This window comes from Rhodanobacter sp. FW102-FHT14D06 (assembly GCF_043950705.1).
Classification (GTDB): Bacteria; Pseudomonadota; Gammaproteobacteria; order Xanthomonadales; family Rhodanobacteraceae; genus Rhodanobacter.
Window position 1 is genome coordinate 3,459,836 of the sequence record NZ_CP170722.1, and the last position, 15,783, is coordinate 3,475,618.

At 68.1% G+C, this 15,783-nt stretch carries 12 protein-coding genes; 10 read left to right on the top strand and 2 right to left on the bottom strand.

Going from position 1 to position 15,783, the window contains the following annotated elements; genetic code table 11:
- Positions 1-173 precede the first annotated feature (173 nt).
- The 8 genes from ACFCQI_RS15635 to ACFCQI_RS15670 all read left to right on the top strand — a co-directional run bounded on the left by ACFCQI_RS15635 (position 174) and on the right by ACFCQI_RS15670 (position 8,423).
- Complete coding sequence (locus ACFCQI_RS15635) at positions 174-3,584, top strand: PAS-domain containing protein (protein WP_395118222.1); 3,411 nt, start codon at positions 174-176, stop codon at positions 3,582-3,584.
- Positions 3,585-3,675: 91 nt separating this feature from the next.
- Entirely contained in the window at positions 3,676-5,097 is a 1,422-nt protein-coding gene (locus ACFCQI_RS15640; RefSeq protein ID WP_395118224.1) for a cbb3-type cytochrome c oxidase subunit I, read from the top strand.
- Complete coding sequence (locus ACFCQI_RS15645; RefSeq protein WP_395118226.1) at positions 5,094-6,083, top strand: cbb3-type cytochrome c oxidase subunit II; 990 nt, start codon at positions 5,094-5,096, stop codon at positions 6,081-6,083. Before ACFCQI_RS15640 ends, ACFCQI_RS15645 begins: the two co-directional genes overlap by 4 nt.
- A 10-nt stretch (positions 6,084-6,093) precedes the next feature.
- Entirely contained in the window at positions 6,094-6,246 is a 153-nt protein-coding gene (locus ACFCQI_RS15650) for a hypothetical protein (protein WP_395118228.1), read from the top strand.
- Between the two features lie 14 nt (positions 6,247-6,260).
- Complete coding sequence (locus tag ACFCQI_RS15655; RefSeq protein WP_395118230.1) at positions 6,261-6,710, top strand: cytochrome C; 450 nt, start codon at positions 6,261-6,263, stop codon at positions 6,708-6,710.
- Between the two features lie 166 nt (positions 6,711-6,876).
- Positions 6,877-7,047: a hypothetical protein gene (locus ACFCQI_RS15660; RefSeq protein WP_395118232.1), complete on the top strand. Its 171-nt coding sequence runs from the start codon at positions 6,877-6,879 to the stop codon at positions 7,045-7,047.
- 82 nt (positions 7,048-7,129) lie between these two features.
- Positions 7,130-7,471: a carboxymuconolactone decarboxylase family protein gene (locus tag ACFCQI_RS15665; RefSeq protein ID WP_395118234.1), complete on the top strand. Its 342-nt coding sequence runs from the start codon at positions 7,130-7,132 to the stop codon at positions 7,469-7,471.
- A gap of 1 nt (position 7,472) precedes the next feature.
- A complete protein-coding gene (locus ACFCQI_RS15670; RefSeq protein WP_395118236.1) occupies positions 7,473-8,423 on the top strand; it encodes a PLP-dependent cysteine synthase family protein in 951 nt (316 codons plus the stop codon).
- Positions 8,424-8,468: 45 nt separating this feature from the next.
- Here ACFCQI_RS15670 and ACFCQI_RS15675 read toward each other — a convergent pair whose 3' ends face one another.
- Together ACFCQI_RS15675 and ACFCQI_RS15680 are read right to left on the bottom strand one after the other, a co-directional pair.
- Positions 8,469-10,175: a hypothetical protein gene (locus tag ACFCQI_RS15675; protein WP_395118238.1), complete on the bottom strand. Its 1,707-nt coding sequence runs from the start codon at positions 10,173-10,175 to the stop codon at positions 8,469-8,471.
- A 198-nt stretch (positions 10,176-10,373) separates the two neighbouring features.
- Positions 10,374-11,033, bottom strand: coding sequence for a response regulator (locus ACFCQI_RS15680; protein ID WP_395118240.1), 660 nt, complete (start codon positions 11,031-11,033; stop codon positions 10,374-10,376).
- A 105-nt stretch (positions 11,034-11,138) separates the two neighbouring features.
- Between ACFCQI_RS15680 and ACFCQI_RS15685 the strand changes: the two genes are divergently transcribed.
- Both ACFCQI_RS15685 and ACFCQI_RS15690 read left to right on the top strand, forming a co-directional pair.
- Positions 11,139-12,989 carry a 3-hydroxybutyrate oligomer hydrolase family protein gene (locus ACFCQI_RS15685; RefSeq protein WP_395118242.1) on the top strand — a complete coding sequence of 617 codons (1,851 nt, stop codon included), beginning with the start codon at positions 11,139-11,141 and terminating at the stop codon, positions 12,987-12,989.
- Between the two features lie 180 nt (positions 12,990-13,169).
- The gene (locus ACFCQI_RS15690; RefSeq protein ID WP_395118244.1) at positions 13,170-15,695 is read left to right on the top strand and encodes a TonB-dependent receptor; all 2,526 of its coding nucleotides are present in this window, start codon (positions 13,170-13,172) and stop codon (positions 15,693-15,695) included.
- Positions 15,696-15,783: the final 88 nt, after the last annotated feature.

Genomic DNA, 15,783 nt, shown 5'->3' on the forward strand with positions numbered 1-15,783 from the left:
CCCCATGCGGACGGCTTCGGCAGTGTTGTGGGAGCGCGCTCGCGCGCGATGCTCTTGTTCCCGTCCGCTCCTGCAGATACCGGCGTACGAAAGCTGTTCGTTTTGAAGACATGGCACATCGGGACTAACGCATCGCGGCCGGGGTCGCCCCCGCAAGCAAGGGCACAGACGCCATGCTGAGCTCCAGCGTCATCGCGATCGCGGCGCTGTGCTGGCTGGGCCTGCTGTTCGGGGTGGCGTTGCTGGGCGAGCGGCGGCCGCACATTTTCGAGAAGCGATGGGCGATCGTGTATGCGCTGTCGCTGGCGATCCACTGCACCTCGTGGACGTTCTACGGCACCGTCACCCAGGCCAGCCGCTCCGGTTGGTGGCTGCCGCCGACGTTCGTGGGGGCGATCGTGATGTACCTGTTCGCGCTGAAATTCCTCGGCCGGATGGTGCAGCTGGTGCGCGAGTACAACGCCGGTTCGCTGGCCGACCTGATCGCGGTGCGGCTGGGCCGGCATTCGGGGTTGGCGGCGCTGGTCACCGCGGTGGTGGTGATCGGCATCGTGCCGTACATCGCGCTGCAGCTCAAGGCGGTGGCGATGAGCTACGGCATCCTCAGCCAGGGGCAACTGGCCGAATCCGAGCCGTGGCAGGACAGCGCGTTGTACGTGGCCTTGCTGATGGCGCTGTTCGCGATGCTGTTCGGTACGCGGCGCGCCTCGACCATGGCGCACAATCGCGGGCTGGTGCTGGCGATGGCGTTCGAGTCGCTGTTCAAGCTTGGCGCAATGCTGGCGCTGGGCAGCCTGTTGTTTGCCGCGCTGCCGGCGGATTTGCCCGCGCATGTGCCAGGGCCGCCGGACAGCGGCGGCTTCCCGGTGCTGATCCTGCTCGGCGCGTTGGCGATGTTCACCATGCCGCACCAGTTCTACGCCGGCATCGTGGAGTGCCGCAGCGACGGCAACCTGCGCACCGCGCGCTGGCTGTTTCCGTTGTACCTGCTGCTGATCTCGCTGCCGATCCTGCCGCTGGCGCGGCTGGGTGATGCGCTGCTCGGGCCCAGCGGGGTGTCGTCGGACATGTACGTGCTGGCCCTGCCGCTGGCACAGGGCGAGCGGGGGCTGGCGCTGGTCGCGTTTCTCGGCGGTCTGAGCGCGGCGACCAGCATGGTGGTGATCGCCACGCTGACGCTGAGCCTGATGGTGGTCAACCATTTCATCGCGCCGCTGCGCGTGCGTTCGGGTTGGGGGCGCGGCGAGCGCGTCGACTTGCGCGGGGCATTGCTCAATTACCGGCGCGTGGCGATCGTGGTGGTGATCCTGCTGGCGTGGGCATACAGCCGCCTGCTGGCGCGCAACGAGGCCCTGGCCGACATCGGCGCGATCTCGTTCTCGGCGCTGGCCGGACTGACGCCGGCCGTGCTTGCGGCGATGTACCGGCCGCAACTGGGCTCGCGCGCGGTGATGGCCGGGCTGGCTGCCGGCACCGTGGTGTGGATCTACGCGGTGTTGCCGGCGCTGCTGCCGGCGTCACTGCCGTGGCTGCGCGAGGGACCGTTCGGCGTGCACTGGCTGGCGCCGGACGACCTGCTCGGCCTGGGCGACTGGAACCGCCTCGGTCGCGCCGTGGTGGTCAGCCTGGCGGCGAACGCGGCGGTGATGCTGGCCGTTGCCGGCTCGCGCTACGGGCAGGGCGGACGGGCGGTCAGCGTCGGCCATGTCGACGTCGCCGAACTGCGTGCGCTGGCGGCGCGCTTCCTGCCGCCGGAGCGTGTCGAGCATCTGTTCGACGGTGCGCCAGCCAGCGGCTCGTCCGGCACCGCGCGGGTCAACCAGGTGGAGCACGAGCTGGCCGCGGTGATCGGCGCCGCCTCGGCGCGCCTGCTGCTGGAAGTGGCGCATCGGCAGGGCCGCGACGAGCTCGATACGGTGGTCGCGATCGTGGGCGAGGCGGCGCAGGATTTGCGCTTCAATCAGCGCGTGCTGGGCGCGGCGCTGGAGAACATGAGCCAGGGCATCTGCGTGGTCGACGCGGAGCTGTGCCTGGTGGCGTGGAACTCGCCGTATGCACGCCTGTTCAACTATCCACCGGGCATGTTGCGGGTGGGCCGCCCGGTCGCCGAGCTGACCCGCCACAACATCGCGGCCGGCATGCTCGGCCCCGGGGCGGTCGAGACACGCGTGCAGCGCCGGCTGGAGCACATGCGCGCGGGCACCCGGCATTTGTCCGAGCGCCGTTTTCCCGACGGCAGGATCGTGGAGGTCCGCGGCAATCCGATGCCCGGCGGTGGCTTCGTGGCCACCTTCACCGACGTCACCGCGTTCCGCCAGGCCGAGGCGGCGCTCAAGCGCGTCAACGAGACACTGGAACTGCGCGTGGATGAGCGCACCCGTGCACTGGCGCTGGCCTCGGCGGATGCGCAGGCGGCCAACGAGGCGAAGGGTCGCTTCCTCACCGCGGTCACCCACGACTTGATGCAGCCGCTGCATGCGGCGCAGTTGTTCGCGCATGCGCTGACCGAGCGCAGTGGCGACAGCCGCACGGCGCAGCACCTCAACGGCGCGCTCGCCGCCACCGAGGGCTTGCTGACCGGGCTGCTCGACGTGGCGCGGCTGGAGGGTGGCCGCCTGCATCCGCAGCTGCGCGCGTTTGCGCTGGCCGAAGTGTTCGATCCGCTCGGCGCCGAGTTTCGCGCGATGGCCGCCGATCGCGATGTCCGGTTGCGCGTGGTGAGTACGCGGGCATGGGTGCAGTCCGATCCGCAGCTGTTGCGGCGGGTGCTGCAGAACTTCCTGTCCAACGCGCTGCGCCATGCCGGCCACGGCCGCGTGCTGCTCGGCGCGCGCCGGCGCGGCGCCATGCTGCGGCTGGAGGTGTGGGATACCGGTGGCGGCATTGCGCCGGAGGAGCAGCAACTGATCTTCCAGGAGTTCCGTCGCGGCAGTACGGCCGGAGGGCAGGGCTTGGGGCTGGGCCTGTCGATCGCACAGCGCATGGCGGACCTGCTCGGCCATCCGCTCGGGCTGCGCTCGTCGCCGGGGCACGGCAGCGTGTTCCATCTCGAGGTGCCGCTGGCACCGCCCACGCCGCACCGCGCGCCCTCTCCCGACACCATGCAGCCGCTGCCGGCGGGCCGCGCGCTGGTGCTGGACAACGAACCGGCGGCGCTGGCGGCGCTGACCACGCTGCTGGCCAGCTGGGGCTGGCAGGTGTACGCCGCGCGCAACGCGGCGCAGGCGTTGGCGGTGCCGTGGCGGCCGGACGTCAACATCCTGGACTTCCATCTGGATGGCGGCCAGAACGGCCTGGATGTCTGGCGACAACTCGCGGCAGGTCACCCTGACGTACCCACGGTGATGCTCACCGCGGACCGCGACGGCGAACTGCGCCAGCAACTGCTCGATGCCGGCGCGGGTGTGCTGTACAAGCCGCTCAAGCCGCTGGCACTGCGGCAGACGCTGTTGCGCCTCGGTGCGCGCGGTGTACATGCGGCGCAACAAGTTGCGCGTACCCGCGTCGTCAGCGCGGGCACGGCGCCTTCGCCCACCGCGTCGCAGCCGGGCGATTCTTGCGGCGCCACTGCCGGCGAGACCTGATCTGGATCAATGCCGCACCGGAGATCGAGGCCTATGGTCATGGGGCTCGACGCCCGGGTGGGCGCCATACCGGATTCGACGGAATGGAACGATGCAGGCAAGCGCAGCGGCACCCCGCGCGATCGGACAGGCGGAAGACGACCGTGCGTTGACGGCGGTATTCACGGCGTACGTCACCACCGCCACGATCTGGCTGGTGATTGCCACGGCAGTCGGTCTGCTGCTGGCGTTCAAGTTCGGCGCACCGGACTTCTGGGCGGCCAAATACCTGACTTTCGGTCGCCTGCGGCCGATCCATACCAACGCGACGTTCTACGGCTGGGCCAGCATCGGCCTGGTCGGCGTGGCGTATTACATCGCCGCGCGCAGCTGCGGCACGCGCCTATACAGCACCCGGCTGGCGTGGCTCGGACTGGCGTTGTTCAACCTCGCCGCGATCGCCGGCACGATTGCGCTGGACCTGGGCTGCAACGACGGCGATCTGGAATATCGCGAATGGCCGTGGCCGATCCGGCTGATCTTCCTGGCCGCCTTGCTGGTGACGGGATGGAACCTCATCGGCACCGTGCTCAGGCGCAGCAGCGAGGACATCTATCTTTCCAACTGGTACACCATCGCCGGCGTGTTGTGGACGTGCGTGATCGCCACCGTGGGCGTGCTGCCGTGGTACCAGCATGGCCTGGGCCAGGTGGCCATCTCCGGTTTCTACATGCACAACGCGGTCGGCATGTGGTTCACGCCTCTGGCACTGGGCACGTTCTACTACGCGATACCCAAGATCCTGAGCCGACCGATCTATTCCTACGCGCTTGGCGTGTTCGCGTTCTGGACCAACCTGCTGTTCTATCCGCTGCTCGGTGCGCACCATTTCCTGTTCAGTCCGCTGCCGTGGTGGCTGCAGACCACCGCGATCGTGTTCAGCGTGGCGATGCTGGTGCCGGTGTGGGGCGGCAGCGCGAACTACCTGCTGACCATGCGCGGGCGCTATCGCGACATGATCCATTCCTACCCGCTGATGTTCATCTTCGTGGGGGTGATCGGTTATCTGTTCGGCTCGACCCAGGGCACGGTCGAGGCGTTCCGCTCGATGCAGGCGATCTGGCACTTCACCAACTTCACGGTCGGACATTCGCACCTGACGATGTACGGCTTCGTCACGTTCGCGCTGTGGGGCGGCATCTACGCGCTGCTGCCGCTGGCCACCGGCAAGACCGCAGGACGCATCGGGCTGGCGGCGCATTTCTGGATGGCGCTGGTAGGCAGCTTCATCTACGTGATCTCGCTGTCGATCGGCGGCACGGTGCAGGGACTGGATTGGCTGCACGGCCTCCCGTTCATCCAGTCGGTGGTGGACATGCAGCCGTACTACGTGTGGCGTGGCGTGGGCGGGATGCTGATGTTCGGCTCGCACCTGGTGTTCGCGTGGAACGTGTGGCGCATGACCTCGGGCCAGCCCGGCAATGCCGCCTCGCCGGTGCTCGATGCCGACGCCACCGGGGAGGTCACGGCATGAAAAAGCTCCTGCTGATCGCCGGCGGGGCGCTGGGCATCTACATCGTCATCGTGCTGCTGGTGGCGGTGCTGCCAGCGATCGACTTGTCCGGCACACCGGCGGGCCCGGGCGTGGAACCGCTGACCGCGTTGCAGGCGGAAGGCCGCACGGTTTTTGTCGCCAACGGCTGCAGCTATTGCCATACGCAACAGGTACGCCCGCTGGACGAGGACAAGGTGTTCGGCCGGCCTTCCGCCCCGGGCGACTTCGTCTACCAGACGCCGGAGTTGCTGGGTTCCGAACGCACCGGCCCGGATCTCGCCAACGTGGGCGCCAGCAAGCCGAGCGACGTGTGGCAGTACATCCACCTGTTCGACCCGCGCGCCGTGGTGCCCGAGTCGATCATGCCGAACTTCAAGTTCCTGTTCCGCGTGGTGGACAAGGTGCCGCCCGGCGAGACCGCGGTGCCGATTCCGGAAGGTTTTGCACCGACGACGGGCAAGGTGATCCCCACGCCGCAGGCCAGGGCGCTGGTTGCCTATCTGCTGTCCCTGAAGCAGACGCCGATCCCGGGTTACACGATGAACGGCAGCATGGGCGGCGCGACGAACGCGGCGCCGATGGCGAAGGCCGGACCTGCGCCGGCGACTGCTCCGGCCGGTGCGTACCAGTACGTGGCGAGCAAGGGCGAGGCGTTGTTCACCGCCAATTGTTCCGCCTGCCACCAGGCCACCGGCACCGGCATCCCCGGCGCCTTTCCGCCGCTCAAGGGCAATGTCGCGGTGGACGATGAGGACCCGACCCTGCACATCCACACGGTGTTGCAGGGCGCGCACGGCGTCATCATCGGCGGCGTGAAATACGACAGCGCCATGCCGCCGTTCGCCGGCCAGCTGAGCGACGCCGACATTGCCGACATCGTCAACTACGAGCGCAGCTCGTGGGGCAACCACGCCAAGCCGGTCACTCCGACCGAGGTCGCTGTCGTGCGCGCGAAGGGGCAATGACATGCATCACATGACCGGGCCGCTGTGGGGCAACATCGCGATCATCGGGATCGCCGGTGCCATCACGATCGGCTGTTTCGTCGCGATGTTCTGGATGATCTTCCGGCCCGGCGAGAAGGATCCGCGCCACTGCAAGAACGACATCCTGCGGCCGGATCGGTGAGGGAGGTATCCGCGATGGCCAAGCCGCATGTGCGCATCTACATCGACGACAACCCGAAGCCGGTGATCGATCGCGAGTTGCCCACCTCGCTGACGCTGGATACGCGCCAGCTGAGCGACGGTCCGCATCGTCTGATCGTCTGTGCCGAGGACCAGGGCGGTGCCGAAGGCATCGAGGAGATTCCGTTCGTCGTGCAGAACGGTCCCGGCATCCTGGTCTCCGGCCTGCGTCCGGGCTCGACCCGGCGCGGCGAGTTGCAGCTGCACGTGGATGCGTTCAGCACGGACGATCCGTTTGATCCGCGCCGCGCCGAGGCGCGTTCGTCGATCCCGGTGTGGGTGTGGGTGCTGAGCCTGTTCGTGGTGGCCTGGGCGGTGTTCTACGCCGCGCGCATGTGGGAGGTGCCCGCGCCCTATGCGAACACGCCGACCTACATGCAGCCGGCCGCACCGTCGCACGGTTGATCGCTGCCGCCGCGCGTGGCCGGTGCGAGCACGGTGTTTTCACCGGTGCGCGCCCATCATGCCGGCGATCCAGCCATTCCCTGACGTGGATCAGCGCTGCGCCATGCGGCCGCGCCTAAGGTGAGGGTACGCGACGCCCGCTTGGCGCCATGCCGGGTGCACAACCATGAAACGATGCAGAAGGGCAGCGGAATCCGACGTGCGGCGGCAGACGCCGGGTGATGCGCGCCAGTCGCGCGAACGGCGCGAACGACGCATCGACGAGCAACTGGCGCAGAGCTTTCCCGCCAGCGATCCGCCCGGCTGGGTGCTCGGCACATCGCGGCCGCCACTCTGAGGCGATCGACCCGACCCCGCGCGTCCGGTCGCCGCAGGGCGAGCGGGCGTGCGCGTCCGAGAAACGAACAGGAGCAAACCCCATGGAGTCACCCATGTATCCCCCCTCCACCGCGGAACTGGCGCGCAAGCGCCGCGAGCTGGCGCCCGCGCCGCTGCAGGCCTTCAAGGCTTTCAGTGCCGCCGTGTTCGCCGACGGCGCCTTGCCCGACGTCACCAAGCAGTTGATCGCGGTGGCGGTGGCGCACACCACGCAATGCCCGTACTGCATCAAGGGCCATACCGCCGAGGCACTCAAGCAGGGCGCCACCGAACAGCAGATCATGGAGGCGATCTGGGTCGCCGCCGAAATGCGCGCCGGCGCCGCCTATGCGCATTCCGCGCTGGCGCTGGACGTGATGCAGCATGCGCACGAGGGCCACTGAGATGAGCGCCCGTTTTGCCACGGTCTCCGACACCATCCTCGACGCCATCGGCGACACGCCGCTGCTGAACATCGAGGGCGTCTACGCCAAGATCGAGTTCCTCAACCCGTCCGGCTCGATCAAGGCGCGCATCGCCAGGTACATGATCGAGCGCGCCGAGCGCGAAGGCCTGCTCAAGCCGGGCGACACCATCGTGGAGGCGACCAGCGGCAACACCGGCAACGCCCTGTCGATGGTGGCCGCGGTGAAGGGCTACCGCATGCAAGTGGTGATGCCCGAGGGGCTGTCCAGCGAGCGCGTGGCGATCTCCCGCGCATTCGGCGCCGAGGTGCTGTTCTGCGGCAATTTCCACGTCAACGAGGCGCTGGCGCGGGCGAAGGAGCTGGGCCAGCAGCCCGGCTATTTCTGCCCCAGCCAGTTCGAGTCGGAATGGAACGTGGAGGAGAACCGCGAGATCCTCGGCCCGGAGATCCTTGCCCAGCTGCCCGCCGGCTGCGTGCCCGATGCTTTGGTGCTCGGCGTGGGCACCGGCGGTACGCTGATCGGCGTGGGGCAGGCGTTCCGCGCGGTCAATCCCGATGTGCGGCTCTTCGCGATGGAGCCATCCGAATCGTGCACGATCCTCTGCGGCGAGATCGCCGCGCACACCATCGAGGGCATTTCCGACGGCTTCGTGCCGGGCATCTTCGAACGCCACGCCAGCCTGGTGAACGAGGTGCTGTCGGTATCCAGCGTCGATGCGGTGGCCGAGATGAAACGGTTGGCACGCCGCCACGGCCTGTTCTGTGGCCCCAGCTCCGGCGCGCACATGCTGGCGGCGCAGCGCATCCGCAAGAACTTCCCCGAGTTGAAGACGGTGGTGACGGTGTTCTGCGACGAAGGCGAGAAATACCTGCACGAGTATTTCATGGCGCCGGCCAGCAGCGAGGTCGATGCCACGCATTTCGCCTGAGTGAGTGTTGGTACGTGACGGGGATCGCGGCGGGACGCCGTGCATTCACGGATGTGCCGCGACGAACCCCTTCGCTTCGGCCAGCGCCGGCAGATCCGCATCGGCGCTGTGCCAGATGGTCATCAGTTCCTTGTAGGTGGCGGTGGCTGCCGCGGGGTCGCCGCTGGCCGATTCCGCGCGGGCGCGGCCGAGCAGGGACCGGGTGCGGCGGGGTGCGCTTTTCAGTGCGGTCCCGAATGCCGCGCGCGCCTCGGTCGCCTTGCCTTGCCTGAGCAACTGTTCGCCCAGCAGTTCGTGTGGCGGCTTGATCGGCATCGGCGGACCGAAGTCGAACGCCAGTGTTTCGTAGCGGCGGGCTGCGCGGCGGATGGCATCCAGGCCACTCTGCGGCTTGCCCTCGCCGATCGCCAGCATGCCGCCGAGGTCCTCCCGGAGGATGGCCAGGTAGCTGGTCGTCTGGGCGTCGCCGGAGGTCTCGCTGCCGGCGTGCCGCGCCGACAGCGCGGCCAGCGATTTCTGCGCAGCCGGCAGGTCGTGGCGTTCGATCGCGGCATAGCCCTCGGTGAAATCGTTCCAGCCGGCGTCCGGGCCCATGCCGATCGTATCCACCGTGGTGTGCGCGGCCGGGCCGTTGCCGTCGCCGGATTCGACCACGGCGATCGCGCGCATCTGCAACAGCGACTTGTTGAGCATTTGCGCGAACTTCGTCGGCGTGCTTTGCATCGTGGCCAGCCGGTCGGCGTGGGCGTTGGCCCAGGCTAGCGAGGGCTCGATCGACTGCCGGCATGTCTGCAGCGCCCTTTCAGCATCGCGGAAACGACCCTGCTGGTAGTAGGCGTACTCCAGCCATTCCATGTAGTGACCGCATTCGGCGGGCGGGCGGCCGGCGGCTTTGGCCTGGGCATTGACCACGCGCATCGCCACCTCGTTGGCTTTCGCCACGTCATCCCACAAGCCGAGCGCCATGAAGATGTGCGACGTCATGTGCTGGGCGTGGGCGGCGTCGGGCGAGATCTTCGACAGCGCGTGCGCAGGCTCGAGCGCGCCGGCGGCGTGCGCGGGATCGTCCATTGCGTGAATCCAGTAATGCGCCGCGCCGGGGTCCTGCGGGTTCAGGCGGAAGATGCGCTCGGCAATGGCACCGGCGCGCAGATAGGCCGGGATGTCGCGCACGCCTTCGCTGCGTCCCATCAGCGCCAGCGCGTGGAAGAGCTGGGCGTTGTTGTCATGCGGCCAGGTCCTGGCCAATCGCTCCATCGCCTGGTCGTACTGCGCGTCGCGTTCCGGCTTGGTGCCGTGGCCGGAATACAGGATTTCCACGGCGGCGAGATAGGCCTTCTCGCGCGGCGTCGGCGCCTTGGCGGCGCGCGCGGCCGGGGTAGGGCCGAGCCGGTCGAGTGCCGCGCGACCGGCATCGGCATCGAGCTGGTTCCAGATGCCGTGGTTGTACGTCATCGCTTCACCCCAGCAGGCCATGGCGAAGCCCGGGTCCAGTTGCCGGGCCTCGCGGAATGCCTTGGCGGCATCCGGATACTCGAACAGGTGCAACAGCAGCGCGCCGCGCAGGAAGGCGGTTTGCGCAGCCGTCGAATGGGTCGACGTGGGGAACGAGATGCTGCCGAGGCCGGCGATGGTTTGCATCGGGGTGGCTTCGCGCGCCTGGGCGCCGGTCAGCAGGCCCGGCCACAGGATTCCGCAGACGAAGGCGACGAGAGCCAGGACGACGAGACGAAGACGACGCGACAGATTCATGATTGACATCCTTCTGCTGGATGAAGGCACGTGCGGCGGGCGAACCCGCCGGCGCAGGGGACGAGATCATGAGGTAGCGCCCATCCTCCGGGAACGGGGCAGACGCGTCTCGGTCTGGGCGCGCGCAGTGTGCGCCGGGCGGGCCACGGATGGAATCCCGCCAAGGGCGATGTCGTGGCGTGGTGTCGCCGCGTGCGGCTATCCCACCCGTCCTGGCTCCCCCAGGTCGAGCGATCGCAACAGCATGCCGGCCTGCGTGCGATTGCGCACCCGCAGCTTCTCGAAGATCGCCGTGACGTGTGCCTTCACCGTGCGCTCCTGGATCGAGAGCCGGTCGGCGATCTGCTTGTTCAGCAGCCCCTCGGCGAGCAGGGCGAGCACCCGCGACTGCTGTTCGGTCAACCGGGCCAGCCGGCCGGCGAGATCGGTGTCGGTGGAATCGGCGGGCAGGGCGGCGACGGCGTCGGCGAGTGCGGCGGGCAGCCAGCTGCCGCAGTCGAGCACCTGCCGGATCGCTGCACCGATCTCGGTGGGGCTGGCGCTCTTGCAGATGAAACCGGCGGCACCGTGGTCGAGCACGCGGCGCACCACGTGCGGTTCGTCGTGCGCCGATACCACCAGCACTGCAACCGCCGGATGCTGGCCGCGCACCGCGGCCAGGCCGGTCAGTCCGTGGCTGCCCGGCATGTGCAGGTCGAGCAGCACCAGGTCGATGTCCGGGTCCGCACGCAACGCGGCCAGTGCCGTGGCCAGGTCGGTGGCCTCGCGCACGGTGCAGTCGGGCAGGCTGTGCTCGGCGGCCTGGCGCAACGCGGCACGAAACAGCGGGTGGTCGTCGGCGATCAACAGACTCGGCATGACCGCCAAGGTAGCCGGACGAACTGCCGGCGTCGAGTTGCCGTGGCGGCGAGGCTGGACCTTCGTACGATGGCAACGTGTCGCGTGCCTGCTTATGGTGTGGCAATGAATGCATCCCTTCGCTGGTTGGCCGCGCCGTGCATCTGCGTGCTGGTTTCCGTCATGCTGTCCGCTTGTGTCGAAGGGGCGACCACGCGAGGGGCGAAGATGCATGAGCTGGAACTGGGCAAGGTGCTTGCCACCGAGCACCGCGGCCACGATGACCTGCTCAGCGCCGGCCTGGGCCTGAGCGGATTGGCAGGCTTGCCGGCGCCGTTCGCCAATCCGCTGGCGCCTACCGCGGCGGAGCTGCGCCGCCGGGCGATCCAGGCCAGCTGGAAAGGCATCGCCGATCTCGGCCCGCTGGGCGGCTACGGCCGCGTGTACGGCGGCGTGCCGGACGTGCCGGGGCGCGAGTACCAGATGTTCGCTCGGCTGCCGGGGGCGCGTTCGCCGCATCGGGTGCTGCTGCAATTGCCCGACGGATTCGACCACGCGAAGCGCTGCCTGGTGGTGACCGCCTCGTCCGGTTCGCGCGGCATCTACGGCGCGATCGCCGTGGCCGGCGCGTGGGGTCTGCCGCGCGGTTGCGCGGTGGCGTACACCGACAAGGGCACCGGCTCGGGCTATTTCGATTATTCCGACGACAGCGGGGTGGCGCTGGACGGCCGGCGTGCGAAACGCGGCGAGCAGGAACTGGAGTTCGAGCCGCCGCCGGCAGGTGCCGGCACGGGCATCGCGGTCAAGCACGCGCACTCCGGCGACAACCCGGAGGCGGACTGGGGCCGCGACGTGATCCAGGCCGCGCAGTTCGGCCTGGCCATGCTCGACCGCGCCTACCCGGGCGAGGCGCCGTTCACGGCGCAGAACACGAAGATCATCGCCACCGGCATCTCCAATGGCGGCGGCGCGGTGTTGCAGGCGGCGGGGCTCGACCATGACGGGTTCTTCGCCGGCGTGGTGGCGCTGGAACCCAATGTCTACGCCGCGGATGGCGGCCGGCCGCTGTACGACTACGCGACCGAGGCGGCGATCTGGCTGCCATGCGCGCTTGCCGACGCCCGCTTCGACGACACGCCCATGGCGCGCGGGGCAACCCGTCAGCCGCCGCCGGCGTGGTCGTTGCGCTGCGCCAGCCTGCGCGCGCAGGGCAAGCTGCAAGGCAGCACGCTGGCCGAGCAGTCGGCGCAGGCGCGCCACTATCTGCAGCAGCGTGGCTGGAACGACGCGGCGATGGCCACCGCGGCCAGCACCACCGCGTTCGACCTGTGGCGCGTGGTCACCGCCGGTTACGCCTCGGCCTATCTGCGCCGCGGCCCTGCCGACATGCCATGCGGGTTCCATTACGCGGCGATGGGTGCCGGTGCCCTCCCGGGCGTGACCGAGCCGATGGCGCGCGCGGCGTGGTGGGCCGACGCCTCGGGCATTCCTCCCGGCAATGGCGTGGGGCTGTTCGGCGGCGTCAACGTGTCGCCCGATCCGACTCTGCTCGGCGAGGATTGCCTGCGCGCGCTGTGGACCGGCGACGAGCCGGCCGCGCAGATGCTGCAGGCCTCCATTGCTGCCACGGCGGCCAAGCTGCCACGCGCCGACTTGCCGCTGTGGGTGGTGCACGGTGCCGACGACGGCCTGCTGCCGACCGCCTTCACCTCCGAACCCTATGCCGCCTGGCTGCGCGAAGAGGGCCGTCGGCTGCTGTACTGGAAGGTGCCGCACGCCCAGCATTTCGATGCGTTCCTGCCGCTGCCAGGCTTCGGCGAGCGCCATCTGCCGCTGCTGCCCTACGGCTACGCCGCCCTCGACCGGTTGTGGGCGCATCTGTACGAGGGGGCTGCCTGGCCGACCAGCGTGCCCACCCCTGCAGGCCACCCGCGCGGCGCGTCCGTGCTCACGCGGGAGTCGCTGGGGCTGGACTGAGGCGCTGCCTCGCGGGGGCGGGTGTTGACCTGACCGGAAAAACGGCGCGACCATGTTCAGTGTTGCGGCAAATCGTCGCAGGCGAGGGACAACAAAAATCAGGGGCTCAATGACGGCGAAGCGGCCGGTCGCGAATGCGGCCGATACCGGCGAACCGCCTTACGTCGGGAGCAGAACTTGATGAACAGACACATGCGATTGGTCTTGTCCGCGGCGATTGCCGCCTGCCTCGTGCCCGGACTCGCGCTGGCACAGGATGACGACTCGGCGCAAACCACGGCACCGCCTGCTGCCAGCAAGGCGCCGGCCAAGCCCAGTACCGCCAATACCAAGAACCTCGAACAGGTGGTGGTGACGGGCAACGCGGCCACCGGCGGCCTGAAGAAGATCGACGCCAGCTACACGATCACCACGGCAACCGCCGAGCAGATCAAGATGGCCAACCCCAAGAGCACGGCCGATCTGCTGAAGATCGCGCCGGGCCTGTGGCCGGAGTCCACCGGTGGCCAGACCGGCGCCAACATCGAGATCGCCGGCTTCCCCGGCGGCGGCGATGCGCCGTTCAACACGGTGCAACTGATGGGCTCGCCGCTGTACGGCATGCCGACGCTGTCGTTCTTCGAGCAGACCTCGATCTTCCGCCTCGACGACACCGTCGATCGCGTCGAGATCATCCAGGGCGGGCCCTCGGTGGTATTCGCCGACGGCCAGATCGGCGCCAGCGAGAACTTCATCCTCAAGCAGGGCACCGAGGTGCCTTCGGGCAGCGTCGGGGTGACCTGGGGCAACGAGAACCTCAAGCGCGTCGATGGCTTCTTCGGCTTTCCGATCGCGCAGGACTGGTATGGCAGCGTGGGCGGTTTCTACCGCGATTCGGACGGCGTGCGCGATCCGCAGTTTCCCGCCGACAAGGGCGGCCAGCTCACCGGCACGCTGACCCACGACAGCGACAACGGCACGATGACGCTGTACGCGCGCTACCTCGACGACAAGAACCAGTTCATCACGCCGATTCCGCTGATCCAGACCGGCACGGACAACTTCCATGCCTATCCGGGCTTCGATCCGCTGACCGACACGTACAACAGCAAGGCCATCCAGCACGTGTTCCTGCGCGGCTATCCCGGTGGGGGCCGCAACGCCGACCTGGCCAACGGCCGCGGCGCCAAGTTCGGCTTCTTCGGCGGCAACTTCGACTACGACCTGGGCAACGGCTGGCGGCTGTCGAACAAGTTCCTCATCGACGGCGGCGACGTCGACACCAATGCGCTGTTTTCCGGCACCAACCCGGGCAGCATGAACGACATGCTGTACACCGACCAGAGCCAGATCGGCGCGTTCAACCTGGCGCCTGGTTCGGCCACCGCCACCTACGTGGGTGGCGGCGCGGTCGATCCGAACCAGAGCGTGATCCACCAGGGCTGGTGGTTCATCCACAAGCACCTGAAGAACATCAACAACGACTTTCGCCTGAGCAAGGAGATCTTCGACGGCAACACGCTCACCGCCGGCCTGTACCTGGCGCACTACACCATGGATGACGAGTGGGCACTGGGCAACCAGATGCTGATGACCAACACTCCCAACGCACGCCCGATCACGGTCAGCTACGTCGATGCCAACGGCGTCAACCAGCTCACCGACAACCAGGGGTTCCTCGACTACGGCGGCTTCAACATCACCGAGCATGGCAACGCCAACAACAAGGCGTTCTACCTGTCCGACATCTGGCGCCTGGGCAAGTGGCTGATCGACCTGTCCGGCCGGGTGGAGAACCAGAACGCCACCAACGACGTGTGCAACCTCACCAACGTCAACCTGGACGGCGACCCCAACACCAAGTACGACAACGCCGTGCCGGTATGCAACGGCAGCTTCTCGCATACGCGCTACGACAAGACGCATCCCTCGTGGACGTTCGGCGTGAACTACGAGCTGGCCGACAACATGAGCGTGTATTTCCGGGCGAACAAGGGCGCGCACTTCCCCGATTTCGACAACGGCATCCGCGGCAATGCGTCGGACAACGTCGCGCCGGTGCAGAAGATCCAGAACGTCGAGGGCGGCTTCAAGTTCCAGTCCAAGCAGTTCTATGCGGACATCAGCGTGTACCACCGCCAGTTCATCGGTCTGCTGTACCAGCCCACCGACGCCGGCGGCGTGCCGAACGGCCCGCAGAGCACATACGGTTCGGATTCCAAGGGCGTCAACGTCAACACCGCGTGGAGCCCGACCGAGAACCTCAAGTTCCAGCTGATCGGCGACTACCTCGATGGCCACTACTCGCACAACAGCTCGTGCCTGCCGTACACCAACCCGGTGGCCGGCAACGGCTGCGCCCTGATCAACGGCGTGCAGCTGCAGCGCCAGCCGAAAGTGCGCTACATGTTCACGCCCAGCTACAAGATCCCGTTCGGCTGGGGCGACGTGCTGGCCTTCGTCACCTACACCCACGTCGGTCCGCACACGCAGGACATTTCCGGCCTGCAGCAGCTGGGCAGCTACCACACCTGGGATTTCGGCGTGGTCGCCAACCTGCAGCAGAACTGGCAGGTGCGCGTGCAGGGCACCAACATGACCAACGAGCTGGGGCTGACCGAGAGCAACTCGCGCATCTTCGGTTCGGCGGCCGGAACCACCGGCGTGATCCTGGCCCGTCCGCTGGAGGGGCGTGAAGTCAACATGGAGGTCAAGTACATGTTCTGACCTGCGCAGGTGGCGCTTCCACGGGTGCGGGAGTGCCACCCATTTTCCCGGGGTCATTCCCGCGAAAGCGGGAATGACCCCGGGGGTA